The sequence below is a fragment of the Tamlana crocina genome (assembly GCA_040429635.1).
In the GTDB taxonomy this organism is placed as follows: domain Bacteria; phylum Bacteroidota; class Bacteroidia; order Flavobacteriales; family Flavobacteriaceae; genus Flavisericum; species Flavisericum crocinum.
In genome coordinates this window covers 350,175-374,894 of record CP158972.1, presented here as the reverse complement: position 1 = coordinate 374,894, position 24,720 = coordinate 350,175, and the positions used below count along the sequence as shown (strand labels likewise).

The following is a 24,720-nucleotide window of genomic DNA, read 5'->3' as shown; positions in this document are numbered from 1 at the left end:
ATGTACCCATTAAGACGAAACCGAAGACTTAGAACCAATGCCGCCATACGTGGTTTGGTTCGCGAAACCATTATATCACCCAACGATTTTTTAGTGCCCCTTTTTGTGGTTGAAGGCAAAGGCGTAAAAGAAGAAATTGCTTCAATGCCCAATTATTTCCGTTATAGTTTGGATCTATTGGAAAACGAAGTGAAGGAACTTTGGAACCTTGGCTTAAAATCGGTGCTATTGTTCGTAAAAGTTCCCGACAACCTGAAAGACAATATAGGCACGGAAGCCATAAACCCCAACGGATTGATGCAACGCGCCATTAAAACCGTAAAAAATGCGTGCCCGGATATGTTGGTCATGACCGATGTAGCTCTCGACCCTTATTCGGCTTACGGACACGACGGCATTATTGAAAACGGACAAATACTAAATGATGATACCGCTGAAGTGCTGTCAGAAATGAGCCTATCGCACGCCCAAGCTGGTGCCGATTTTGTAGCTCCCAGTGATATGATGGACGGTCGTATTTTAACCATTCGCGAAGCTTTGGAGGACGAAGGTTTCATCAATACGGGAATTATGAGCTATTCGGCAAAATATGCTTCGGCGTTTTATGGTCCTTTCCGCGATGCGCTCGATTCGGCTCCCGTGGATTTGATTGATATTCCGAAAGACAAAAAAACCTACCAAATGGATTATGCCAACCGTTTTGAGGCCATTCGTGAAACCGAAATGGATATAGACGAAGGTGCCGATATTGTTATGGTAAAACCCGGATTGTGCTATTTGGACATTGTTCGAGAAATTAAAAATGAAGTGGATGTACCCGTGGCCGTTTACCAAGTGTCGGGCGAATACGCCATGTTAAAAGCTGCTGCCGAAAAAGGTTGGTTGGAACACGACGCCGTAATGATGGAGCAAATTACCGCAATTAAACGCGCCGGCGCAGATATCATCGCGTCCTATTTCGCTAAAGACGTTGTGAAATTGATTTCGTAAATTAGCATCACTAAAACCTATTTAATGAACGCACTGATCCTCTGGGCAACCCTTTCGATATTTTTTTCTTTTTTATGTTCCGTTTTAGAAGCTGTTTTATTAAGTGTAACGCCTACTTTTATATCTGTAAAAAAACGTGAGAATAGAGATTACGCTACCACTTTAGAGCACTTAAAAAAAGACGTTGACAAACCCTTAATCGCTATTCTTACCCTAAACACCATTGCGCATACGGTTGGTGCCATGATGGTGGGTATTGAAGCCGAAAAACTGCCTTTTAAAATTGAAATTTTCGGAATCAATACCGTGGGTGTCGTTTCGGCTATTATGACGTTTTTAATATTGGTCGCTTCTGAAATTATTCCGAAAACCATTGGTGCCACCTATTGGAAACAACTGGCCAATTTTGCGGCTAAGGCATTAACTGTAATGATTTTTCCGTTGAAATGGACCGGCATTTTATGGCTGCTCCAATTAACCACAAAACTTATTGGAGGCACTGGGCACGGCAGCGTTTTAACCCGTGAAAGCTTTATGGCCATGACCGACATAGCTCACGAAGAAGGTGTGTTTCAAGAAAACGAAAGCAAGGTCATCAAAAATTTATTGACTTTTAAGGAAGTATTTGCCAAAGATGTGATGACACCCAGAACGGTAATGAAAATTGAAAACCAAAACACTACCGTTGAAGAATTTTTCAATAGAAACCTCAACCTTCGCTTTTCGCGCGTACCTGTTTTTGTAGATGATCCCGACAACATAAAAGGCCTGGTTTTAAAAGATGAAATTTTTAAGGAAATGGCTTTAGGCAATGGCACAAAAAAGCTATCGGAATTAAAACGAAACATTATTGTTGTTGGCCGAAACATACCTATCCCAACACTGTTTGAAAAATTGATTGAAAGCCGAAACCACATGGCTTTAGTGGTTGACGAGTACGGCTCGGTAAGCGGTTTGGTAACCATGGAAGATGTTATTGAAACCCTTTTGGGACTGGAAATAATGGATGAAAGCGATAACGTTTCAGACCTTCAACTATTGGCCAGGAAAAGTTGGGAAATACGAGCCAAAAAACTAGGTATATTAGAAGACGACCCACTATAAACTATATGGAAACTTGCATTTTCAAATCCCCTTTAGGGTTCACCAAAATTATTGGCGACCATAATGGCATTACTTCTGTTTCCATATTAAATTCTGAAGAAAAAACTTCCAACATCATTCCTGTCGAACTTGAAGACTGCGTTTTGCAATTAAACGAATACTTTGAAGGCACGCGCAAACAATTCAGTTTAAAACTAAATCCGCAAGGTACCGATTTTCAAAAAAAGGTTTGGAAACAGCTGGAGCTTATCCCATACGGAAAAACCATTTCTTATTTGGAACTATCCAAACAACTGGGCGATATAAAAGCCATTCGTGCCGTAGCCAATGCCAACGGCAAAAACCCACTTTGGATTATTGTGCCCTGCCACCGGGTTATTGGCAGCAACGGTAGTTTAACCGGCTATGCAGGAGGGTTAAAGCGCAAAAAATGGCTACTGGAACACGAAAGTCCGTTTAGGCAACAAACCCTATTTTAACCCGCAGAATAAATAAAATATCCCTATATTTAATCCACTAATTATTCTGTAATGAAATTCCTAAAGAAACTCCTGAAGTGGATTAGTATAACTATTGCACTTCTATTAATTCTGCTTTACGCTTTCGATTATGGCTATATTTTAAAAGGAGCCAAAGTGGTTTACTTTACAGGTCACAATACCGCTTTTATTGACGACTATCCTTATTTTGAAAATGATACGATAGCAAACGGAAAACACATTGACCCTTGGCCTGAGCACACCAATTACAACTCGGTGAAGGAAACCGAAAAACTCACCGAAACCAACCAACAATTAGGCACCATCGCTTTTTTGATTATAAAAAACGACAGCATTTGGTTTGAAAATTATTATGATGGCTTTAACGATACCTCAAAAACCAACTCCTTTTCCATGGCTAAAAGCATTACCACGGCACTACTTGGAAAAGCGATTATGGAGGGGCATATTAAAAACTTAGACCAACCTGTTAGCGATTTTTATCCGCAATACAGCTATGCCAAAACAACTGTGGGCGATTTGGCTTCAATGGCTTCGGGCTTGGATTGGGTTGAACATTACACCAGTCCGTTTTCAGTAACCGCACGCGCCAATTACGATGATGATTTAGCAGAAACCATTCTAAATCAAAAAGTAATTAAAACGCCCGGAGTAGAATTTGAATATTTAAGCGGAAACACCCAACTTTTGGGGATGATTATTGAAAAAGCAACCGGCGTTCCGTTGGCAAAATATTTGTCCGACAAATTTTGGAAACCCATGGGTGCCCAGGAAAATGCCCTTTGGCAATTGGACGACGGTGAAAACAGATTGGCCAAGGCTTTTTGCTGCATTTCAAGCAACGCCCGCGACTTTGCCCGTTTTGGAAAACTGTACAAAAACGGTGGCAACTGGAACGGAAAACAGCTGTTAGATTCGGCTTTTGTTAAAAAATCCATCACACCCCGATTTAAAAAAGACCCTGTTTATGGTTATGGCTGGTGGCTTGGCAAATATGTAAACAAAGACTTCTTTATGATGCGAGGCCATTTGGGGCAGTATGTTATGGTTCAGCCCGAAGACAATGTGATTATTGTTCGTTTGGGGCATCGAAAATCGGCCGATGAAGGCCATGGCATTGGTAAATTTACAGACGATATTCAAATCTATATTGAAGAAGCCTATAAAATGTTAAGCCATGATAAGCAAACTAAATCTTGAAAACATATTGTTCCTAGACATCGAAACGGTTCCTGAAACCCAGCATTTTTCAGAATTAGACGAAACCAAACAAAACCTTTGGGAACAGAAATCGCAATACCAACGTCGGGATGAATTTACTGCTGAAGAATTTTACGACCGTGCGGGTATTTGGGCAGAGTTCGGTAAAATAGTTTGTATTTCGGTAGGTTATTTCAATATTTTGAATGATTTGCGCACGTTTCGTGTTACTTCATTTTATGGCGATGAAATAAAAATTTTAAAAGATTTTAAAAACCTGCTCATCTCTCATTTCAGCCAGACCAAACATTTGCTTTGCGCGCACAACGGTAAGGAATTCGATTTCCCGTACATTGCCCGGCGCATGATTATCCATAATATTGAACTGCCATACAAGCTGAATTTATTCGGCAAAAAACCATGGGAAGTACCTCACCTCGACACCTTGGAACTTTGGAAATTTGGCGATTACAAAACTTATACATCTTTAAAATTACTTACGCACGTGCTAGGTATTCCATCACCAAAAGACGATATAGACGGAAGCCAAGTGGGTCAAGTTTATTATGAAGAAAATGATATAGACCGCATCATTAAATATTGCGAAAAAGACACCATTGCCGTGGCGCAGATCTTTTTACGTTTGCGTGGTGATGAACTTTTGTGCGACGATGAAATTATTCATATATAATTTTTATGACAGCTTTGTCAGTTCAAATTTAGAACAACACTGATGTCAGGTCGAGCCTTTCGGCTTAAGCCTGTATCGAGCGGAGTCGAGATGCTCAAGATAGACTAAAATCGAGACCTCAAAAAATCGCTATGAAAAAATATTACATTTATATATTAGAATGTAATGACGACACATTTTACGTGGGTTTTACGTCAAATCTAGAACATCGTATAATGCAGCATAAAATTGGTATCGACCCTAACTCATATACTTTCACAAGACGCCCAGTGAAATTAGTTTGGTATCAAGATTTTACAGAACCCAATGAAGCTATAGTTTTTGAAAAGAAGATAAAAAAGTGGAGTAAAGCCAAAAAGAAAGCTCTAATTGAAGGTAATTATGATATATTGCCCATACTTTCAGAATGTAAAAACGATTCACATTTTAAAAATAAAAGTGTCGAAACTAGTTCTGATAAAGAAAATTAAAATAAATTTTTCACGAACTGAATAGATTTAAAATGCTGGTTTAACCTATTAACCTTATTTTTAACCGAGCTGTTTGTCAGGTCGAGCGGAGTCGAGACCTTTTAATAAAGCTCCATTTCGCTAAACTTCTCGACTCCGCTCGAAGTGACAAAGAGATGAACAATTAAAAAATGGAGTATTAAATTCGAACCAACAATTGAAAAAAAATAATGGAGCTGAAACCCATTTTAAACATAAAAAACCTTTCCATCTCCTTTGGAAACAACCAAGTAATCCACAATATTTCATATCATTTAAACGAAAATGAAATTTTGGGCATTGTAGGCGAATCGGGTTCAGGAAAATCAGTGTCATCATTAGCCGTTTTAGGTTTACTTCCGAAGAAAATTTCAGAAATAACCCATGGTAAAATCCTTTTTGAAAATGAAAATTTAGTAAACCTTTCCAGCAAAGCATTTCAAAAAATCCGCGGCAATAAAATAGCCATGATTTTTCAAGAGCCCATGAGCTCATTAAATCCGTCGATGACTTGTGGGACCCAGGTTGAAGAAATACTGTTTCAGCATACCAATTTATCAAAAAAAGCAGTAAAAGCCGAAACTTTGCAATTGTTCAAAAAAGTAAAATTGCCCAACCCCGAACGTGTTTTTAAAGCCTATCCCCATGAAATTTCGGGCGGACAAAAACAACGGGTTATGATTGCCATGGCCATTGCATGCAAACCCGATATTTTAATTGCCGACGAGCCCACAACAGCCCTCGATGTTACCGTTCAAAAAGAGATTGTTTCGCTTTTAAAAACCTTGCAGGCCGAAACAAAAATGAGCATCATTTTTATAACTCATGATTTGGCTATCATTTCGGAAATCGCCCATAGGGTTTTGGTGATGTACCAAGGCAATATTGTGGAACAAGGGTTGGTCACCGAAATTTTTAAAACCCCGAAACACAACTATACCAAAGCGCTAATAAACTCACGTCCTTCGTTAGACGCTCGATTGAAAACGTTGCCTACTATTCAAGATTATTTGAGTGGGAAAGTTTCCAAAGCTATTATCACAAAAGAACAACGTCAAAAAAACCACAAAAATCTATACAGCAAACCACCACTTTTGGAAGTCATCAACGTGGAAAAAGAATATATTTCAAAATCGGGATGGTTCTCAAAACCGAACAAATTTAAAGCCGTAAATGATGTTAGTTTTAAACTGTACGAAGGTGAAACGTTGGGTTTGGTGGGCGAATCGGGCTGCGGAAAATCTACCCTAGGCAACGCTATTTTACAACTCGATAAAACTACTGCCGGAACCATTCTTTATAAAGGTGTTGATATTACCAAACTATCGAAAACGGAAACCCGAAAACTAAGAAAAGACATCCAAATTATATTTCAAGACCCTTATTCCTCTTTAAACCCGAGAATCCCCATTGGCCAGGCCATTATGGAACCCATGAAAGTTCACAACCTTTATACTTCGGACGCTGAAAGAAAAGAAAAAGTGGTTTCTATTCTAAATCGTGTGGGATTAAGTGAAGACCATTTTAATCGCTATCCCCATGAGTTTTCTGGTGGGCAGCGACAACGTATTGGTATTGCCCGCACTATTGCTTTACAGCCTAAATTAATTGTTTGTGACGAGTCGGTTTCTGCATTGGATATTTCGGTTCAGGCACAAGTTCTGAATTTATTGAATGAACTTAAAGAAGATTTCGGTTTTACCTATATTTTTATTTCGCACGATTTGGCCGTAGTGAAATATATGAGCGACCAATTACTGGTAATGAACCAAGGTAAAATTGAAGAATTGGATAATGCCGATGTAATTTACAGCGCACCTAAAAAAGAATACACCAAAAAGTTAATTCATGCTATACCTAAAGGATTATAGCATGAATATTTTCTTGGTTAGATAAAATAAACTTTTAAAAAACTGCAAATTCTCTCTAAGAGTTTCTTTGAATTTGCTTCCATCATTTGTAGGTTGTTCAGGTAGATTTGTTGCAATATTCATAAGTTTAAATTTAATAGTAGATTTGGGGCAAATCTATCAATTGGTTTGGTTAATTTGGGGACTGCTAATATCAAACTTTTTTTTAAAAAATCAGTTAAAAAACATAATATTTCGATGAAATACGTTTTTATTTAACTAAAAAATGATTTTTCTTACTTTTTTACAGGATTTAATCTACTGAAAGTCGCTTCATTAAACGAACTCTTTTTCCCAAGATTACTTATCTTTATAACACTCTAAACTAAAATTAAGATGTCTTACAAAAAGTTATGGGAAGGCTCTTCCGCTTTTAAGCAAAACAGCCATTTATTTGAATATAAAAACTGGCTTTCTAAAAACTGTCATTTGGATTTTGATTCTTACGATGCTTTATGGCAATGGTCGGTTGATTATGTGGCAGATTTTTGGGAAAGCGTATGGCGATACTTTAAAGTAATTTCACACAGCGATTATGCTTCTGTGCTAAATATGACATCGATGCCCGATTTCAAATGGTTTGAAGGGGCAAAACTCAACTATTCTGAGCACATCTTTAGGCATAATTTAACCACCGAAACAGCCATTATTTTCAGCAACGAGCAAGGTGAATACACCGAAATATCTTGGACGGAATTAAAACAAAAAGTAGCCGCCATGGCCACTTATTTAAAATCGGTCGGCGTTAAAAAGGGCGATTGTGTAGTGGCATTTTTACCCAATGTGCCCGAAGCTACTATTTCGCTTTTGGCGGTCAATTCCATTGGTGCCATATGGTCGAGCACCTCGCCGGATTTTGGAGCAGAAAGCGTAATAGACCGTTTTGCACAAATTAAACCCAAAGTATTCTTCACCGTTGACGGCTACTATTACAACGGCAAACCATACGATAAAACTGAAATTGCCAATAATATTGCCAAAGCATTGCCCACGTTGCAACAAGTGATTGTTTTACCCTATTTAAACAAGGAAGGCCTTTCGGCGTTCCCAAATGATGTTATCAATATCAACACTGTTTTTGAAACCAAAGCAGACGAACTTGCTTTTGAACCTGTAGATTTCAACCATCCCATTTGGGTGCTCTATTCCTCGGGCACTACCGGCCTGCCAAAAGCTATAGTGCATTCTCACGGCGGCATTTTATTGGAGCATTTAAAGTACATGGCGTTTCATAACGATGTGCACAAGGGCGAGCGCTATTTTTGGTACACTACCACGGGCTGGATGATGTGGAATTTTTTGCAGTCGGCTCTTTTAATGGGCGCATCCATTGTACTTTACGATGGCAGCCCCACTTACCCCAATTTTAATAAGCTTTGGGGCTTTGCAGATGATGTTGGCATCAACCATTTTGGAACGAGTGCACCCTTTTTGGTGGCCAGCATGAAGAAAAACATAAACCCTAAAAGCTATTGTAAACTCAACTCAATCCGATCCATTAGCTCCACTGGCGCACCGCTTCCTTTTGAAACGTTTGAATACGTATATAAAAATATTAAAGAGGATGTTTGGCTCTGTTCTATGGCCGGCGGCACCGATGTTTGTACCGCTTTTGTGGGCGGCACACCGTTTTATTCAGTCCATGCCAGTGAAATTCAATGCCGCGCTTTGGGCGTTTCCCTTTACGCCTACAATGACGATGGAAAACCCGTTGAAGATGAATTGGGCGAAATGGTCATCGACAAGCCTATGCCCTCAATGCCCATTTATTTTTGGAACGATAAAAACAACAAACGCTATAAATCCAGTTATTTTGAACATTTTCCGGGGAAATGGCGGCATGGGGATTTTATAAAAATCAATTCAGAAACCAAAGGGATTGTTATTTATGGGCGATCGGACGCGACATTAAACCGACACGGCATCCGAATTGGCACTAGCGAAATTTACCGGCACATAAACACTATAAAAGCGATTGAAGACTCCTTAATCGTAAATTTGGAACTCGATGGCGGCAAACACTATATGCCGTTATTTGTAAAAATGAAACCGAATAACAAACTCAACGATTCCATTAAAACAGAAATCAACGAGCAATTGAAAAAAGAATGTTCGCCACGCCACGTACCTGACGACATTATTGAAGTACCCGACATCCCTTATACCATTAGCGGCAAAAAAATGGAAGCACCCGTAAAAAAGATTTTATTGAAAATGCCCTTGGAAAAATCAATCAATGTTGATTCGATGAAAAATCCAGAATCGGTGAACTTCTTTGTGGCGTTTGCTAAACAGATTTAAAACCGCATCTCAATTTTAACCAAAATCCAAATCATCTGGTGCCTCTTCAACGGTGTCTGGTGTATCACTATCTTCCTCGGTAACTTTCGAACAATCTACATTGATTGTGAGTTCTTCCGGCTCAGGAAATTCATCTTTAGAAATGTTCAACTCTTCATCAGCATAACAGCTTTTCATATACAATCCCCAAATAGGCAGCGCCATAGACGCACCTTGCCCATAGGTAATACTGGCAAAATGTGCGGCACGGTCTTCAGCACCTACCCAAACACCCGTTACCAAATTAGGTACCATGCCCATAAACCAACCATCACTTTGGTTTTGGGTGGTTCCTGTTTTTCCGGCTATGGGATTTTCAAAACCATAAGGGTAGCCCGTAATCACTTCTTTATAAACAGAAGTATTGCCAGCCCATTTATGCCTTAATCTTGTACCCGAACCGCCTTGGGTTACACCTTCCATAAGCTTAACCGTAACATAAGCGCTTTCTTCGCTTAACACATCGTGGGTTTCCGGTTTGAATTGATATAAAATAGTCCCGTTTTTGTCTTCAATATTGGTTACCATTACGGGTTTGGTGTACACCCCTTGGTTGGCAAATGCCGAATAGGCGCCCACCATTTCATAAACACTGATATCTGGCGTTCCTAAAGCAATTGACGGCACGGCAGGAACATCGGAATCTATACCCAGTTTTTTCACCAAATCGGCCACGGTTTGCGGCCCTACTTTATCCATCAATTGGGCCGTAATGGTATTGACCGAATTGGCCAGTGCACTTTTTAAAGTACGTGTTCCGCCGTAATCATTTGCTCCACCAGAGTTTTTAGGACACCATTCTTCTGGGTTACCATATTTATGAGCTTCGATACAAAATGGCACATCGGGAAACTCGTCGCAAGGCGAATAGTGCAGTTGATCTATAGCCGAAGCATACACAAAAGGTTTAAATGTTGAACCAATTTGGCGTTTACCTTGCTTCACCATATCGTACTGAAAATGCCTATAATTTATACCCCCTACCCAGGCCTTTACATGCCCCGTTTGTGGGTTCATAGACATCATACCGGTTCGCAAAAGTGATTTGTAGTACCGCATGGAATCGATAGGTTTCATTATGGTATCGATTTCTGAAGGCTGGCCGTCTTTCCATAGAAAAACCGTCATTTGAGTGGGCTTTTGAAACGATTCTATAATTTCTTCGTTTGATTTTTTCAAGTCGTATTTCATGTGCCTCCAACGCTCGGATTGTTTCATGGAACGATTCATCAAATCGTTGATTTCACTTTGTTCCAATTCCAAAAACGGTGCGGTTGGATTTCTATCGGGTGTGTTCTGATGGAAAAATTCAGCCTGTAGCTTTGCCATGTGCTGCTGAACAGCATCTTCAGCATATTTTTGCATCCGTGAATCAATGGTGGTGTAAATTTTCAATCCGTCGTTATACAAATTCCATTTCGACCCATCGGGCTTGGGATTGTTTTCAATCCATTCTTTCATAAAACCATCCAAATAGCCTCTAAAATACGTAGCGATGCCTTCGCGGTGCGATTCGGGCGTATATTTTAAGTCGATATCGGTTTGTTTGAGCGAATCGCGAACAGCTTCGGTGATGTAATCGTACTTAGCCATTTGATCAAGGACCACATTACGTCTGTTTTTCACTCCCACAGGATTTCGTCTTGGGTTGTAAAGCGCTGAATTTTTAAACATCCCAACCAACATGGCCGATTCTTTTAAATTTAATTCTTTGGGTTCCTTTCCGAAATAGATTCGCGAAGCACTTCGAATACCATCGGCATTATTTAAAAAATCATAAATATTGAAGTATTGGGCAATGATTTCCTCCTTGGTGTATTGGCGCTCTAAACGCGTGGCGATAATCCATTCCTTTACTTTTTGCAGAATACGTTCAACAATGTTTTTTGAACCCTCACCATGAAACAACTGTTTGGCCAACTGCTGTGAAATGGTACTGGCGCCACCGCCACTGCCCAATTTCACTACAGCCCTTAAAGTACCTCGGGCATCGATACCCGAATGGTCATGGTAACGGGCATCTTCTGTAGCAATCAAAGCTTCCACCAAATGCTGTGGCAACTCGTCGTAACTTACTGGAGTTCGGTTATCATTATAGTAGAACTTTCCAAGGGTTTGCCCATCTGAAGAAATAATCTCTGTAGCCAGATTGGTTCTAGGGTTTTCCAATTGGGTATGGTCTGGCATTTCGCCAAACGCTCCCCAAGAAGCCAATAAAAATATTAAGACCAAGGCTAAAATACCACCCGCAAACAGCATCCAAAACCAACGGATGTATTTTGAAAAATCTTGGGTTTGGTTCGTTTCTTTTTTTGCTTTTGCCATTCTTAATTTTATCTTTAAAAGACACTTCGACTTTAGCCTATATTAAGCAAAGACAAAAGACTCAGTGTTACAATTTAATTACTTTTTATATTTTCTATTCTAAAACCAACATCGGTAATACCCTCCAATTCTTTAACGCCATTTACCTTGCCGCGTTCGCGCATAGCATGCTGAATGTTTACCGTATATTCACCCGATTCGTTGAACACCACCCCCTCTTTGTACCACAGTTTATTTTCTTTTACATCGGTATAGCCAGTACCTAAAAGTTTTCCACTTGGCTCGGCCATACGGTACTCTAAAGTGTCTTTAACGGTTTTGCCGTGCGGAAACACCATTTCTACTATTAAAAACAGATTGCTGTATTTATAGGCGTTGGTATTGCGCAAATTAACAAACAGGTTATACGGGTTGATAGAATCTGGCGGGTTGATTTTAAAGCTCACCACCGAATCTTTATGCCACTTATTGGGCACCGATTTATAGGTGTCGAAAACACGATTGGAGTCGCAAGAAATAAACAAAGAAACTAGTAAAACTAGAAATACTAAGACTCTATTTTTCAGCATTTTTACTGTTTTGTGGTTTTCTTTTATTGTTTTTTCTTCTTTTATTTTGATTCCTTTTTTGCCCCTGTCCTTTTTGTTGTCCCTGCTTGGCTTGTCCAGCTTGGTTTTGGTTCTGGGTATTGTTGTTGTTACCTTGGCCTCCTTTGTTCCTTTGGTTGCCCTTTCTTTTATTTCTACGTTTTTTATTGCGTTTTGGATTATCAAAGCGCGTTAAACTATCTTGACCTACAACGTTCCCAAAATCGTTTTTAGTATCTTCCTCCACAACATCGGAAGCATACTCTTCCAAACTGGCAATTTTCTTCTTTTGTTTGTTGAGTTCAATAATTTCGTTGGCTTGTTCGGTAGTTATTTTGTGCCAATTCATCCATTCACCCTCGTAGGCGTACCACATGTGTCCTTTAAAAATATCGGTTTTTTGACACACGGCCGTTCCTTTTTCGGTATATAATTTGGTATCGGTTTTTGGGAAATCTTTAAGCGCATCCAGATAGGTATCGAGCTCGTAATTTAAGCAACATTTTAACTTACCACATTGCCCCGCCAGTTTTTGTGGATTGAGCGATAATTGCTGATAGCGCGCCGCCGAGGTACTTACCGAACGGAAATCGGTTAGCCAAGTAGAGCAGCACAATTCGCGCCCACAGGAACCAATACCGCCTAATCGGGCCGCTTCTTGGCGGAAGCCCACTTGTTTCATTTCGATACGGGTACGGAATTCGCGCGCAAAAACCTTAATGAGTTCCCTAAAATCTACACGCTCTTCGGCAGTGTAATAAAAGGTGGCTTTGCTGGCATCGCCCTGAAATTCGATATCGGAAATCTTCATTTGCAACCTCAAATCGATAGCAAACTGTCGGGCTTTCACCTTCATGGGTTCTTCCCGATCTCTAGCCTGTTGCCAAATATCAATATCTTTTTGGCTGGCTTTTCTGTATATTTTTAAACCTTCTTCAATATTTTCGGGAATGCTTTTGCGTTTCATCTGTACGCGCACCAATTCCCCCGTAAGGGTAACCATACCGATATCGTGGCCAGCTTTGGCTTGTATGGCCACCACATCACCAATACTTAAAGTGAGGTTTTCTGTGTTGTGATAATACTCTTTTCGGCCGTTTTTAAAACGCACCTCTACCCAATTGAACGGTTTTTCGCCACTGGGCAACGACATGTTTGCCAACCAATCGAAAACGGTTAACTTATTGCAACTATCTGTACCACAAGTACCATTATTTTTGCAGCCCTTTGGAGAGCCGTCCTTAGTTGAGCAACTAGCACAAGCCATATGTATTTTATATTGAATTCGCCAACAACAATAGTTATCGCGAATGATGGTTTATATTTATTTTGAAACGCTCCAAAAGGTGTTTATTGTTCTCTTTTGGGCGTTGTTTACAGTTTAAAAAGTTCGTTTTTAACATTTTAAGCAAAAGAACCTTCTCGATGTAAATATAAGATTATTCTATAGACTTGAACGAAAGAATTTTCCTTTGCGTATTTATGCCGAAGATTTACTGCTCTTTCTTCTTTAGAACTTCGAAAATATTTCGCAAATCTTTCTTGTAAGGCAAATGGTCGGCACGTCCTTTTTTGAAAATATCGTTGCTATTGCCCTGGCCTTTTCTCAATGCTTTTTGCTCTTCGAAGGGCAAAGCATGGATCTCTTTACAGTTGGTAGAACAGCAATTGTTCATTTCTTCCTTACACTTATCGCACTGAATAAACAACAAATGGCAAGCATCGTTGGCGCAATTGGTATGCACATCGAACGGCTCGCCGCATTGGTGGCACTGTGCAATAACATCGTCACTAATCTTTTCGGCACGGCGCTCGTCGAACACAAAGTTTTTACCTAAAAATTTGTTTTCCAACTGACTTTCATTCACCTGGCGCGTGTACTCAATTATACCGCCTTCCAACTGAAACACGTTTTTAAACCCTTTGTGCTTAAAATAGGCACTGGCCTTTTCGCAACGGATACCACCAGTGCAGTACATTACCAAGTTTTTATCTTCTTTGTGTTCCTTTAAATCTTCTTCAATAATATCCAACGACTCGCGGAAAGTATCTACATCGGGTGTTATGGCATTTTTAAAATGGCCTATCTCGCTTTCGTAGTGGTTTCGCATATCTACCAAAACGGTTTTTTCGTCTTCTATTAATTCGTTGAATTTTTCGGCCCCTACGTGTACGCCTTTGTTGGTGACATCAAAGGTATCGTCGTTCAGCCCATCGGCCACAATTTTATGGCGCACCTTCACTTTCAGTTTTAAAAACGACATGTTATCCTGCTCTACGGCAATATTCAAACGGATGTCCTTCAAAAAATCGATGGTATCCAAATGGGCTTTGAATTCGTTAAATCGATCCGCAGGCAAAGATAATTGCCCGTTAATACCTTCGGAAGCCACATAAATACGGCCCAAAACGTCCAGTTTGTCCCAAACAATAAATAATTGGTCTCTAAATTCCTGAGGGTTTTCAATTTTAGCGTACTGATAGAAAGACAATGTTAATCGGTCCTTTCCGGCTTTTTCGATTAACTCGGCTCTTTCTTTTGCGCTTAACTTATTGTACAGTTGCATGCTATACTAATTTTTAAGGTTAAAGCCACATGTTGTGGCGTAAAGAAATATTTTAGGGCACAAAAATACGATTTTAGGAGGAAGCCACAATTTAATGCATAAAAAAAGCACCCAAAACCACTGTTTGGATGCTTTTAAATTGAGTTTGAGTTAGTCTACTTTCAAAACTCGATTGGTAAATTTGATAGCAAAATTTTTCCCTCTTTTCCCTTTAGACACATAATTTACTGAAAGGTTGCGTAATAAAATTCGGTTTTTTGGAAATTTATGTTGAAAACTATTATTGCGATATGCCAAAAGATGTAGTACTTTAGCCTTCGGATTTTAAGAAAAAATATTGAAAATGAGCAGTGAAAAAGACGCTAAACTAAAAGCACTAAAACTTACTTTAGATAAATTAGATAAAGCCTACGGAAAAGGTACCGTAATGAAAATGAGCGATGCCGCCGTACAGGATGTTGATGCCATTCCGTCGGGGTCGTTAGGTCTGGACATTGCTTTGGGCGTTGGTGGCTATCCGCGCGGACGAGTGATTGAAATTTACGGTCCGGAATCTTCGGGTAAAACCACCTTAACCTTGCACGCCATTGCCGAAGCCCAAAAAGCCGGAGGTATTGCCGCATTTATTGATGCCGAGCATGCTTTCGACCGTTTTTATGCCGAAAAATTAGGCGTTGATATTGAAAACCTCATCATTTCGCAACCCGATAACGGAGAACAAGCTTTGGAAATTGCCGATAACTTAATCCGCTCTGGCGCTATCGATATTGTGGTAGTCGATTCGGTTGCCGCATTAACACCAAAAAGTGAGATTGAAGGTGAAATGGGCGACTCTAAAATGGGACTTCACGCCCGATTGATGTCGCAAGCCTTAAGAAAGCTTACGGCTTCCATCAGCAAAACCAACTGTACCGTAATCTTCATTAACCAATTACGTGAAAAAATTGGGGTGATGTTCGGAAACCCAGAAACAACAACAGGCGGTAATGCCTTAAAATTTTATGCTTCCGTTCGATTGGATATCCGTCGTTCTACACAAATTAAGGAAACCAATGGCGACGTGGCCGGAAACAAAACCCGCGTTAAAGTGGTAAAAAACAAAGTGGCGCCACCGTTTAAAACCGCCGAATTCGATATTATGTACGGTGAAGGCGTGAGCAAAGTGGGCGAGATTTTAGATTTGGCCGTAGATTACGAAATCGTAAAGAAAAGCGGTTCGTGGTTCAGTTACGACGAAACCAAACTTGGCCAAGGCCGCGATGCCGTAAAATCGCTTATAAAGGACAATCCGGAGCTTATGGACGAGCTTGAAGAAAAGGTTAGAAAAGCCGTTTCTGGAAAGGAATAATTTCAAAAGCCACGAATTCACGAATATTTTTCATTCAAATTATACAGTACTTGTGAATTCGTGGTATAACCACCCCCCTCTCCTTTCCACTAAATCATTCTGATTTAGCCTATCGGAGTCCCACCTCTCCCAAACATACAAACCACTCAATTTAAAACCTTTACAATAAAAAAACAGATTTTTTACGCAACCATTTAACCATTTAGGTATCTACATAGTGCAAACATGTATTTAACCCTAAATTTATTTGCTATGAAAAAATTTGCTTTACTTTGTTTAGCACTCGTGCTGTTCGTTTCCTGTAGCATTGATGACGACGGCACTAGCTACAGTTTTGAGGTATTACCAGTTGAGAGTGTAGACATTCCTGACGAATTTGTAATGGGAGAAACCTACCCTATTACCGTTTCGTATTTCAGGCCATCTACCTGCCATGGTTTTAAGGAGTTTTACTACCAAAAGGAAAACAACCAACGTACGGTAGCACCCATAAACTATGTGTTTGAAAGTAACGACTGCGAAACATTGGAAGATGTGCTAACCGAGGCCACATTTAACTTTATAGTAACCAGCAATGGCTCCTATGTTTTTAAATTTTGGCAAGGCAAAGACGAAAACGACGAATCTCAGTATTTAACCATCGAGGTACCTGTTGTTGAGTAAAAGAAACCTTTTAATTAATACATGTTTAATTTGAGTTTAGACCAACTCATAGAAAATTGTAAAACCGAAAATACTCAAGCGCAGAGCGAACTTTACAAATTGTATTCCAACAAATTGTTCGCCGTATGCTTGAAGTATTCAAGGAATTATGCCGAGGCGGAAGACAATCTGCAGGACGCATTTTTAACCATTTTCGAAAAAATTGAACAGTATAAAAACAAAGGTTCTTTTGAAGGCTGGATAAAACGTGTTACGGTAAATACCGTTTTGCAACGCTACCGTAACGAGAAAGTTTTCGATATCATTAATGAAGAAAGCATTGAAGCGGTAGAAGTTGAAGTTGACGAAGACAGCGTCTCAATGGACTATTTGTTACGGATTATCCAAGAATTGCCAGACCGCTACCGATTGGTTTTTAACCTCTATGTTTTGGATGGCTATTCGCATAAAGAGATTGCAAAAATGCTGAATATAACTGTGGGTACTTCCAAATCGAATTTGGCACGCGCCCGGCAAACTCTGAAGCAGAATATTGAAAAAAGTACAACAATACAGCGTTCACAATTATTATAATGAGTGACAAAAAACACATAGACCGCATTTTCCAGGAAGGTTTTAAAGATTTTGAAGCCCAGCCCAGCGACGCAGTTTGGAAAAACATTGAAGCCCAACTGAACGGAAAAAAGAAAAAACAGCGCGTTATTCCCATTTGGTGGCGCTATGCTGGCGTGGCCGCATTATTGCTGCTCTTTTTAACCGTGGGCAACTTGCTTTTTGAAAATCCAAACTCCAACCCGGTAACCGATACCGAAAATGTAGTTGATGACAACATTAAAACGGTGCTCCCAACAATAGAAAATAGTGAGAGCATCGCAAACGACAACTCAAACAATGAAACCGCAACACCTGAAAACGAAACAGTAGTTGGTGAAAGTAACGTTTCATCAGCAAACGTTGCACCTTCAAACGCTACTTCAGTTGCCAAAACGACTGCTTCACCCAACAACCAAAACAATCAAACAAGGGTTGCGACAAATCAAACTATGGGCAACAAAACACCCGCTATCCAATCCAGCAAAAATAATGCAGTTGCCAATCTTTCTGAAGAAAACACAACAGAAAATTCTTCTGAAGAAAATTCAGGAAACAATACCGTTTTAGCGTCTTCAAACGAAAAAGAAAATAATGATAGTGCTCCGCTATTGGATAAAGAAAAAGCGAAAAATATAATCAATAACGCTTCAGAAGAAAACAATTCGAGAATAGCCAAAACCGAAGATCAAACAGGTGAAACAACCACTTCGGAAAACATCGAGCAAAATAGTGCACGTACGATTGAAGAAGCCATAGACAAAAACAAAGACCTTTTGGAAAACGAGATTTCCAACCAACAAAACCGATGGAGTATTGCCCCCAATGCCGCACCGGTTTATTTCAACACACTTGGCGAAGGCTCGTCTATAGACCCACAATTCAACAATAACTCCAAAACTGGTGAAGTGAACATGAGTTACGGTATTTCGGCCAGTTATGCGGTCAATAAAAAAATAAAAATCCGTTCTGGGGTTAATAAAGTGAATTTGGGCTACAACACCAACGATATTGTTGTTTACCAATCGGTTGGGCTGAGCTCTAATAGCAACGCCTTACAAAATATAAAATCCGGAGGCGCTTCGGGCTATTCGGTGGTGAGTTCGGAAGCTTTAAACGCTAAAGATTTGCCTCAAACATTGCTCACTTCAAACACTACGATAAACCAAGCCTTTGGCTATATTGAAGTGCCTCTGGAGGTGCAATACACGTTATCGGACAAAAAATTTGGAGTTAACCTTATTGGCGGTTTTAGCTCGTTCTTTTTAGATAACAACGAAGTGTATTCGCGCGCTGAAAACGGGCCGATGGTATTTTTGGGCGAGGCCAATAACATTAATAAAGTGAGCTACAGCGCCAACTTCGGACTCGGTTTAAATTATCAAGTTTCAAAAACATTCGACCTGAATTTAGAGCCCATGTTTAAATATCAATTCAACACCTTTAATAACACCTCTGGTAATTTCACGCCATTCTTTATTGGTGTTTACACTGGGTTTGCTATAAAATTTTAATTTTTGGTTAGATGTGGGTATTCATTCATTAATGACTGCTAGCCCTAAAAAAACTGCTCACCCTAGAGCAGTTTTTTTTATTTCTTTACCCCCAAATTGCTCCAATTGCTGATAGATAATACCTCTAGCCTTTTCATTCAGCACTTTGGTGTTTTCAATAGTCAACCCTTCCGTTGATAAAAACTTATGGATTTTTACACGCATCCGTCCGGGGCTACCGCTAAAAAAAGTATACGAAAACCGTTTTTTATTGTCGGCCAACGTTATGGGCACAACAGGTATTTGGTGATTTATGGCCAGCCTAAAGGCGCCATCTTTAAATTCATCCAGTAAGATATGCTCTTCTGGCACACCTCCTTCGGGAAAAATACAGATACTCAGCCCCGATTTGAGTCGGCGTTGGGCTCGTAAAAACACGGCCTGTCTGCTTTTTGGCGAAGAACGATCTACCATAATGCAGGTTCGCTTATAAAAGAAGCCAAACAGCGGGATTTTAGCCAGTTCCTTTTTGCCCACAAACACAAACGGATTTTTAACCGAAACCAGCATCAGCATGATATCGGCCATTGAGGTATGGTTGGCAATAAACATATAGCTTTTACCTTTTTCGGGCGTTTGGTTGCGCTCAATTTTATAAACAAAGCCCATTCCCGTTAAAATGAATTTGGCCCAAAAACGAGCCAACCTAAAAAAGAACGGGTACCAGGATTCCTTTAAAATGGAAATTAAAAGCACCGGAAACAATACGATAATGGGCAATACCACCAAAATATAAAACCAAATGCGGTAAAGTGTCCAGAAAATGTATTTAAAAATTTTCATCGAACCCAAAAATACATAATTGTATTGAGCAATTCTATTAAAAAATTTACCTTTGCCTTTCGTTTAACAATAAAAAGATTCCTGCTGAAATTTATCTTGAGCGGAGTCGAAAGGACAGGTACATGGCAAGGATACTTACAGGAATACAAAGTACAGGAATACCACATTTAGGCAATATTTTAGGCGCTGTAATGCCCGCAATAGAATTGGCTAACGACCAAAATAACGAGTCGTTTTTTTTTATTGCCAATATGCACACCCTAACGCAAATTAAAGATGCAGAAACACTGCGCCTTAACACTTATGCTGTGGCTGCTACTTGGCTGGCTTTTGGTTTGGATTTTGAAAAAACCGTGTTTTACAGGCAAAGTGATATTCCGCAAGTTACTGAGCTGTCGTGGTATTTAAGCTGTTTTTTTCCGTACCAACGTCTAACCTTGGCGCATAGTTTTAAGGACAAAGCCGACCGCTTGGAAGATGTTAATTCAGGCCTGTTCACCTACCCCATGCTTATGGCTGCCGATATTTTGGCTTACGATGCCGAATTTGTTCCTGTTGGAAAGGACCAGTTACAGCATTTGGAAATGACGCGCGATGTAGCTTCGCGTTTCCACTCCAAAATGGGCGAAACTTTTGTGCTTCCAGAAGCCAAAATACAGGAAAACACCAAATTGGTTCCCGGCATAGACGGCGAAAAAATGAGCAAAAGCCGTAACAATACCATCAATATTTTCTTGGCCGACAAAAAGTTGAGAAAACAAATAATGGGCATCCAAACCGATAGCACCCCACTTGAGGAGCCTAAAGATTGGAAAACCTGTAACTGTTTCGCCATTTATAGCCTATTGGCCAACGACGACCAAATAGCGACCATGAAAGCCAATTACGAAAATGGCAACTATGGTTATGGCCATGCCAAGCAAGCTTTATTTGAATTGATTGTTGAAAAATTTGCCACAGAACGCGAACGCTACAACCACTACATGAACAATCTCAACGAAGTGGATGATGCCCTAGCTATTGGAGCCGAAAAAGCAAAACTTGTGGCCGATGATGTGTTGAAACGTGTTCGAGAGAAGGTTGGGTATTAAAACAAACACGCACACTTTTTGTCAACCTGAACTTGTTTCAGGTTCTCACTACAAATAAAAAAATAAAAAGGATGTGATTCTGAAATAATTTCAGAATCACACTTATTGGAAGATTCCTGATTCCGCAGGAATTTTAAACCACCTCAAACATTTTTCCTGGCAACGGGCGCACCACACCTTTCAGTTCCATATTGAGCAGTACGCTGGCGACTTTAAAAATGGGGATTTGGCAATTAATGGCGATCATGTCCAATTGCTCCTTTTCGTTTTCCTTTAGGAAATTGTAAATGGCTTTTTCAGTGTCGTCCAACTCTACAAACAACTGCTTTTGCACGGCTGGTTTTTCTTTGCTTTCCAACTCCCAATTTAAAATATACGGAATATCAGCAGGCACTGTTAGCATATGTGCCTTTTGCTGCTTTATTAAATTGTTACAGCCCGTGCTTTGGCTGTCGGTTGTTCTTCCGGGAACGGCAAACACTTCACGGTTATAACTGTTGGCAATATCGGCAGTGACCAAACTTCCACCTTTTTCGGCCGATTCAATAACAATAGTCGCCTCACTTAACCCGGCGATAACCCGGTTCCGTTTTAAAAAGTTGTTACGATCGAATTTATCGGTGCTCCAAAAATCGGTAAAAAAGCCACCGTTCTTCTCCACCTCAACCATGTATTTTTTGTGCACTTTAGGGTAGATTTGATTCAAGCCATGAGCCAAACAACCAATGGTCTGCAAATTATTTTTCATCGCCGCTTTGTGGGCCGTAATATCAGTTCCGTAGGCAAACCCAGAAACAATTACGGGATTATAAGGCACCAACTGTTCTATCAAACTTTCACAAAATGCTATACCGCTGGTAGTGATTTTCCGAGTCCCAACGATACTGATGACACGCTGACTTTTCAAATCGATATTCCCCGCCTGAAACAGTAAAATTGGTCCGTCGATGCAATGTTTCAGTCTTTCGGGATAATCACTTTCCTGAAAATACAACACTTTAATACCGTTAGATTTTATAAATTCTAATTCCTGTTCGGCTTCCTTTAAATGATGGGTTTTAAACAAATCGCTCACGGTAACGCTTCCAATGCCATCAATTTTTAGCAAATTTTGCTTCTTTTCCTTTAAAACAGCTTCGGCAGATCCGCAATGCGCAATCAGTCGTTTTGCGGTAATGTCGCCAATATTGGGTACATGTTGCAGGGCCAAAGTGTAAAGCAGGTCGTTTTCGGTCATTCTATCTGATTGATTTTTAGTCTAAAATAAAAGAATTTTTAGTCTGTTAATAAATACTTCCACTTAAATTTTAAGCAAAAACATAATTTTTTAACTTTGTTTACATGCAACTAGAAACCTACATTAGCGACTTACTATATAGATATGAATGCGTTACCATTCCAGAGTTTGGCGCATTTTTAACACAAAGAGTATCGGCAACGATTGACGAAGACTCCCATACGTTTTATGCTCCTAAAAAAGTGCTTTCTTTTAATGAGCAAATTCAGAAAAACGACGGGCTTTTGGCCAATTATATTGCCGAAGTTGAAAAAATACCTTTTGAAACCGCCAATAAAAAGATTGAAAAACGCGTAAGACTCCTAAAATCTTACTTAACACAAGGCGAAACCCTGACATTTAAAAATATTGGCGATTTGGTTTTTAATCAGGAAGGAAAAATTCTTTTCGAACCAACATACGAGTTGAACTACCTTACCGATGCGTTTGGGCTATCGCAATTTGAAACGCCTTCCATTGCTCGTGAAGAACATAAAGAAGTTGCGGAAAGCATTGAAAAAGTAATCCCAATTGGTGTTACCCCAGAAAAACGCAAAACCAAACCATATTTAAAATACGCTGCTGTAGCATTAATCGCATTGACGCTTGGTGGTGTTGCTGCTTCAAACTTTTATGTGAATAAAATTGAACAGCATAACCAAATGGCCCAAGAGGAAGCCACAAAGCAGTTGGACACCAAAATTCAGCAAGCTACTTTTAGTTTAAATCCGTTGCCTGCCGCAACCCTAAACGTTACCAAACAAACCGGAAACTACCACATTGTAGCTGGCGCTTTTAGGGTTGTGGAAAATTGCGACAAAAGGGTAAAACAACTTAAAAAATTAGGCTACAACGCCCGAAAAATTGGTGTTAACAAATACGGACTGCACCAAGTAGTTTACGGAAGCTACGAAACGGGTAAAGAAGCTTTAACTGCTGTTAGAGATATTAGAAAATCGCACAACAAAGACGCTTGGATTTTAGTTAAAAAACTGGATTAAATTTGTTGATGTTCATATAATTTTAAAAGCAGGAAGCGCATGTCGTTTTCTGCTTTTTTGTTTTAAATAAACCCACATTAAAAAAAGTCTATCTCGTAAAATTTCGGTGCTGAGTTGCGGTAAAGTAATCCTTAAAAATGCGATTTATATTTTCGTTTTCATTACACGCCCGAATGCCTAACATGGGGAAGAGTTCTATAATGGCTTTTGAAAGTGCTTTTACCGAATTTGAAGCATCATTATGTATTTTGGCCACCCACTTTCCTGAAAAGTCACCGCCAGAATTAACAGTTTCTTCAATTTGAATCACATACTTATTTAATGCATTATCGGCTGCAGCAATGGCACTTTCTAAATCCTCCAATAGTGTTATATGCGGCTGGACAGTTTTAGCTTCATTAAAGAAACCATCGGCCATTCCAATATAATTTACCCAAAGGGTTACATCGGCAAATACCGAAAAATCGATTTTGAAAATAGACGCATCATGATACACTTCGTTATACAAAAAACTATATTCATGGTGCACCCATTTCTCTTTCACCTGAAAAGAATGGGTAGCCGTAGCTTTAAGCCCCATGGCGTTCCAATCTGGAATGATTTCAACTGCTTCCCGGCTCATTACAAACGAACGTACCACATCTGTTCCGTCTTCGTTTTTCAATGTTTGTCCGTTTTCTGTAATTTTGGCATTCAAAGTAAAATGCGACAAATGTGGAGCGCCAGTAGCATATTTCCAAGTTCCTGAAATGATATAGCCTTCGCCTTGTTTTTCAGCTGTACCAAAAACACCGCCACTGCCACCAAAACAAACCGGTTCATTGGAATTCAAAAAAATGATATCGGCAACATCTTTTTTTAAATTTCCGAAGAAAAAGTTAGCACCGCTGCACAGTGTGACCGTCCACCCCAAACTGCCATCGGCTTTCGAGAGTTTACGCAGTTTCTGCAATCCTTCACCTAAAGTACACTCCAATCCACCATGCGATTTGGGCAACCAAATGTTCCAGAGTTTATTCTCAGAAATCCAATTCAAGATTTCTTCCGAAAACGTCTCTTTTCCCAAACACAACTCGTTAAGCCCTTGCATGTTCTTCTTGTTTTTTGTTGTCGAGAATGTTCTTCCATTTAAAATAACCAGACACGGCCACTATGAACAAAAACGTCGTTAATCCTGCATAAACATACAATTCTTTGTAAATAAGCAGTGGTACCGAAATAAAATTACTAATGTTTAAATACAACCAGTTTTCAATTTTTCGTTTGGCCATGAGCCACATACCCGCCCAGGCAAAGGCCACTACAATGGCATCCCAAATGGGCACATCGGAATCGGTATGTTGGGTGAGCCAATAGGCCATCAACGAAAAACAGCCCGCTACAATACCCAATGCAATACCATGTTCTTTGGTGCTGGAATACGAAATGGGCGCTTCGGTATTCTGCTTGCCCAATTTCCAATAAAACCAACCGTAAATACTCATCACCAAGTAGTAAAGGTTGAGTAAAATATCGGCGTATAATTTCGATTTATATAGCACCCAAAGACTGATTAAAATGGAAACAATACCAAACAGGTAGTTGTTGATATTATTTTTTCTGGCCAAAAGCACTTGTACCACGCCAAAGGATGTGCCTATCCATTGCAATAAAGTAAGTTGGGAGAATAAATCAGTCATCATTGAATTTCCATAGATTTTAAAAACGGGCCG

General features: G+C 39.7%; 22 protein-coding genes. 14 read left to right on the top strand and 8 right to left on the bottom strand.

Annotated elements, in window-relative coordinates:
• From hemB to ABI125_01640, 8 genes are all read left to right on the top strand, one after another.
• Positions 1 to 990 (top strand): porphobilinogen synthase, encoded by a 990-nt coding sequence (hemB, locus tag ABI125_01675; GenBank protein XCF06580.1) that lies wholly within the window; start codon positions 1 to 3, stop codon positions 988 to 990.
• A 24-nt stretch (positions 991 to 1,014) separates the two neighbouring features.
• Entirely contained in the window at positions 1,015 to 2,094 is a 1,080-nt protein-coding gene (locus tag ABI125_01670; protein XCF06579.1) for a CNNM domain-containing protein, read from the top strand.
• A gap of 5 nt (positions 2,095 to 2,099) precedes the next feature.
• Complete coding sequence (locus ABI125_01665; protein XCF06578.1) at positions 2,100 to 2,573, top strand: methylated-DNA--[protein]-cysteine S-methyltransferase; 474 nt, start codon at positions 2,100 to 2,102, stop codon at positions 2,571 to 2,573.
• A gap of 51 nt (positions 2,574 to 2,624) precedes the next feature.
• Positions 2,625 to 3,794, top strand: a complete 1,170-nt coding sequence (locus ABI125_01660) for a serine hydrolase (GenBank protein XCF06577.1) — start codon at positions 2,625 to 2,627, stop codon at positions 3,792 to 3,794.
• Positions 3,772 to 4,485, top strand: a complete 714-nt coding sequence (locus ABI125_01655; GenBank protein XCF06576.1) for a 3'-5' exonuclease — start codon at positions 3,772 to 3,774, stop codon at positions 4,483 to 4,485. The genes ABI125_01660 and ABI125_01655 overlap by 23 nt, the downstream gene beginning before the upstream one ends.
• A 131-nt stretch (positions 4,486 to 4,616) precedes the next feature.
• On the top strand, positions 4,617 to 4,955 hold the full coding sequence (locus tag ABI125_01650) for a GIY-YIG nuclease family protein (GenBank protein ID XCF06575.1): 339 nt from the start codon (positions 4,617 to 4,619) through the stop codon (positions 4,953 to 4,955).
• A 209-nt stretch (positions 4,956 to 5,164) separates the two neighbouring features.
• A complete protein-coding gene (locus tag ABI125_01645) occupies positions 5,165 to 6,844 on the top strand; it encodes an ABC transporter ATP-binding protein (protein XCF06574.1) in 1,680 nt (559 codons plus the stop codon).
• Positions 6,845 to 7,219: 375 nt separating this feature from the next.
• Positions 7,220 to 9,184, top strand: coding sequence for an acetoacetate--CoA ligase (locus ABI125_01640; GenBank protein ID XCF06573.1), 1,965 nt, complete (start codon positions 7,220 to 7,222; stop codon positions 9,182 to 9,184).
• 15 nt (positions 9,185 to 9,199) lie between these two features.
• Here the strand turns inward: ABI125_01640 and ABI125_01635 are convergent, their stop codons facing one another.
• The 4 genes from ABI125_01635 to ABI125_01620 all read right to left on the bottom strand — a co-directional run bounded on the left by ABI125_01635 (position 9,200) and on the right by ABI125_01620 (position 14,702).
• Positions 9,200 to 11,548 (bottom strand): transglycosylase domain-containing protein, encoded by a 2,349-nt coding sequence (locus ABI125_01635; GenBank protein XCF06572.1) that lies wholly within the window; start codon positions 11,546 to 11,548, stop codon positions 9,200 to 9,202.
• A gap of 74 nt (positions 11,549 to 11,622) precedes the next feature.
• A complete protein-coding gene (locus tag ABI125_01630; protein XCF06571.1) occupies positions 11,623 to 12,117 on the bottom strand; it encodes a gliding motility lipoprotein GldH in 495 nt (164 codons plus the stop codon).
• Entirely contained in the window at positions 12,104 to 13,402 is a 1,299-nt protein-coding gene (ricT, locus tag ABI125_01625; protein ID XCF06570.1) for a regulatory iron-sulfur-containing complex subunit RicT, read from the bottom strand. The genes ABI125_01630 and ricT overlap by 14 nt, the downstream gene beginning before the upstream one ends.
• A 226-nt stretch (positions 13,403 to 13,628) precedes the next feature.
• Positions 13,629 to 14,702, bottom strand: coding sequence for a rhodanese-related sulfurtransferase (locus tag ABI125_01620; GenBank protein ID XCF06569.1), 1,074 nt, complete (start codon positions 14,700 to 14,702; stop codon positions 13,629 to 13,631).
• 343 nt (positions 14,703 to 15,045) lie between these two features.
• Between ABI125_01620 and recA the strand changes: the two genes are divergently transcribed.
• From recA to ABI125_01600, 4 genes are all read left to right on the top strand, one after another.
• Positions 15,046 to 16,050: a recombinase RecA gene (gene recA, locus ABI125_01615; GenBank protein XCF06568.1), complete on the top strand. Its 1,005-nt coding sequence runs from the start codon at positions 15,046 to 15,048 to the stop codon at positions 16,048 to 16,050.
• A gap of 252 nt (positions 16,051 to 16,302) precedes the next feature.
• On the top strand, positions 16,303 to 16,713 hold the full coding sequence (locus ABI125_01610) for a hypothetical protein (protein ID XCF06567.1): 411 nt from the start codon (positions 16,303 to 16,305) through the stop codon (positions 16,711 to 16,713).
• Positions 16,714 to 16,743: 30 nt separating this feature from the next.
• A complete protein-coding gene (locus ABI125_01605; GenBank protein XCF07860.1) occupies positions 16,744 to 17,286 on the top strand; it encodes a sigma-70 family RNA polymerase sigma factor in 543 nt (180 codons plus the stop codon).
• Entirely contained in the window at positions 17,286 to 18,818 is a 1,533-nt protein-coding gene (locus ABI125_01600) for a hypothetical protein (protein XCF06566.1), read from the top strand. The genes ABI125_01605 and ABI125_01600 overlap by 1 nt, the downstream gene beginning before the upstream one ends.
• A 57-nt stretch (positions 18,819 to 18,875) precedes the next feature.
• On the opposite strand, the gene ABI125_01595 is transcribed toward ABI125_01600, so the two are convergent.
• A complete protein-coding gene (locus tag ABI125_01595) occupies positions 18,876 to 19,640 on the bottom strand; it encodes a lysophospholipid acyltransferase family protein (GenBank protein XCF06565.1) in 765 nt (254 codons plus the stop codon).
• 122 nt (positions 19,641 to 19,762) lie between these two features.
• Here ABI125_01595 and trpS point away from each other — a divergent pair, with 122 nt between their 5' ends.
• Entirely contained in the window at positions 19,763 to 20,731 is a 969-nt protein-coding gene (gene trpS, locus ABI125_01590) for a tryptophan--tRNA ligase (GenBank protein XCF06564.1), read from the top strand.
• A gap of 133 nt (positions 20,732 to 20,864) precedes the next feature.
• On the opposite strand, the gene dprA is transcribed toward trpS, so the two are convergent.
• Positions 20,865 to 21,968 carry a DNA-processing protein DprA gene (dprA, locus tag ABI125_01585; GenBank protein ID XCF06563.1) on the bottom strand — a complete coding sequence of 368 codons (1,104 nt, stop codon included), beginning with the start codon at positions 21,966 to 21,968 and terminating at the stop codon, positions 20,865 to 20,867.
• A gap of 104 nt (positions 21,969 to 22,072) precedes the next feature.
• Between dprA and ABI125_01580 the strand changes: the two genes are divergently transcribed.
• Positions 22,073 to 23,008, top strand: coding sequence for an SPOR domain-containing protein (locus ABI125_01580; GenBank protein ID XCF06562.1), 936 nt, complete (start codon positions 22,073 to 22,075; stop codon positions 23,006 to 23,008).
• Positions 23,009 to 23,096: 88 nt separating this feature from the next.
• On the opposite strand, the gene ABI125_01575 is transcribed toward ABI125_01580, so the two are convergent.
• Together ABI125_01575 and pnuC are read right to left on the bottom strand one after the other, a co-directional pair.
• Positions 23,097 to 24,098 (bottom strand): acyl-CoA dehydrogenase, encoded by a 1,002-nt coding sequence (locus ABI125_01575; protein XCF06561.1) that lies wholly within the window; start codon positions 24,096 to 24,098, stop codon positions 23,097 to 23,099.
• On the bottom strand, positions 24,085 to 24,690 hold the full coding sequence (gene pnuC / locus ABI125_01570; GenBank protein XCF06560.1) for a nicotinamide riboside transporter PnuC: 606 nt from the start codon (positions 24,688 to 24,690) through the stop codon (positions 24,085 to 24,087). Before pnuC ends, ABI125_01575 begins: the two co-directional genes overlap by 14 nt.
• Between the last annotated feature and the right edge of the window lie 30 nt (positions 24,691 to 24,720).

Coding starts and splice junctions, on each gene's coding strand:
- pnuC (XCF06560.1), bottom strand. CDS start 24,690: ATGATGACTGATTTATTCTCCCAACTTACTTTATTGCAATGGATAGGC.
- ABI125_01630 (XCF06571.1), bottom strand. CDS start 12,117: ATGCTGAAAAATAGAGTCTTAGTATTTCTAGTTTTACTAGTTTCTTTG.
- ABI125_01580 (XCF06562.1), top strand. CDS start 22,073: ATGCAACTAGAAACCTACATTAGCGACTTACTATATAGATATGAATGC.
- ABI125_01660 (XCF06577.1), top strand. CDS start 2,625: ATGAAATTCCTAAAGAAACTCCTGAAGTGGATTAGTATAACTATTGCA.
- dprA (XCF06563.1), bottom strand. CDS start 21,968: ATGACCGAAAACGACCTGCTTTACACTTTGGCCCTGCAACATGTACCC.
- ABI125_01620 (XCF06569.1), bottom strand. CDS start 14,702: ATGCAACTGTACAATAAGTTAAGCGCAAAAGAAAGAGCCGAGTTAATC.
- ABI125_01640 (XCF06573.1), top strand. CDS start 7,220: ATGTCTTACAAAAAGTTATGGGAAGGCTCTTCCGCTTTTAAGCAAAAC.
- ABI125_01595 (XCF06565.1), bottom strand. CDS start 19,640: ATGAAAATTTTTAAATACATTTTCTGGACACTTTACCGCATTTGGTTT.
- ABI125_01600 (XCF06566.1), top strand. CDS start 17,286: ATGAGTGACAAAAAACACATAGACCGCATTTTCCAGGAAGGTTTTAAA.
- ABI125_01650 (XCF06575.1), top strand. CDS start 4,617: ATGAAAAAATATTACATTTATATATTAGAATGTAATGACGACACATTT.
- ricT (XCF06570.1), bottom strand. CDS start 13,402: ATGGCTTGTGCTAGTTGCTCAACTAAGGACGGCTCTCCAAAGGGCTGC.
- ABI125_01655 (XCF06576.1), top strand. CDS start 3,772: ATGATAAGCAAACTAAATCTTGAAAACATATTGTTCCTAGACATCGAA.
- ABI125_01575 (XCF06561.1), bottom strand. CDS start 24,098: ATGCAAGGGCTTAACGAGTTGTGTTTGGGAAAAGAGACGTTTTCGGAA.
- recA (XCF06568.1), top strand. CDS start 15,046: ATGAGCAGTGAAAAAGACGCTAAACTAAAAGCACTAAAACTTACTTTA.
- ABI125_01645 (XCF06574.1), top strand. CDS start 5,165: ATGGAGCTGAAACCCATTTTAAACATAAAAAACCTTTCCATCTCCTTT.
- ABI125_01635 (XCF06572.1), bottom strand. CDS start 11,548: ATGGCAAAAGCAAAAAAAGAAACGAACCAAACCCAAGATTTTTCAAAA.
- ABI125_01670 (XCF06579.1), top strand. CDS start 1,015: ATGAACGCACTGATCCTCTGGGCAACCCTTTCGATATTTTTTTCTTTT.
- trpS (XCF06564.1), top strand. CDS start 19,763: ATGGCAAGGATACTTACAGGAATACAAAGTACAGGAATACCACATTTA.
- ABI125_01665 (XCF06578.1), top strand. CDS start 2,100: ATGGAAACTTGCATTTTCAAATCCCCTTTAGGGTTCACCAAAATTATT.
- ABI125_01610 (XCF06567.1), top strand. CDS start 16,303: ATGAAAAAATTTGCTTTACTTTGTTTAGCACTCGTGCTGTTCGTTTCC.
- hemB (XCF06580.1), top strand. CDS start 1: ATGTACCCATTAAGACGAAACCGAAGACTTAGAACCAATGCCGCCATA.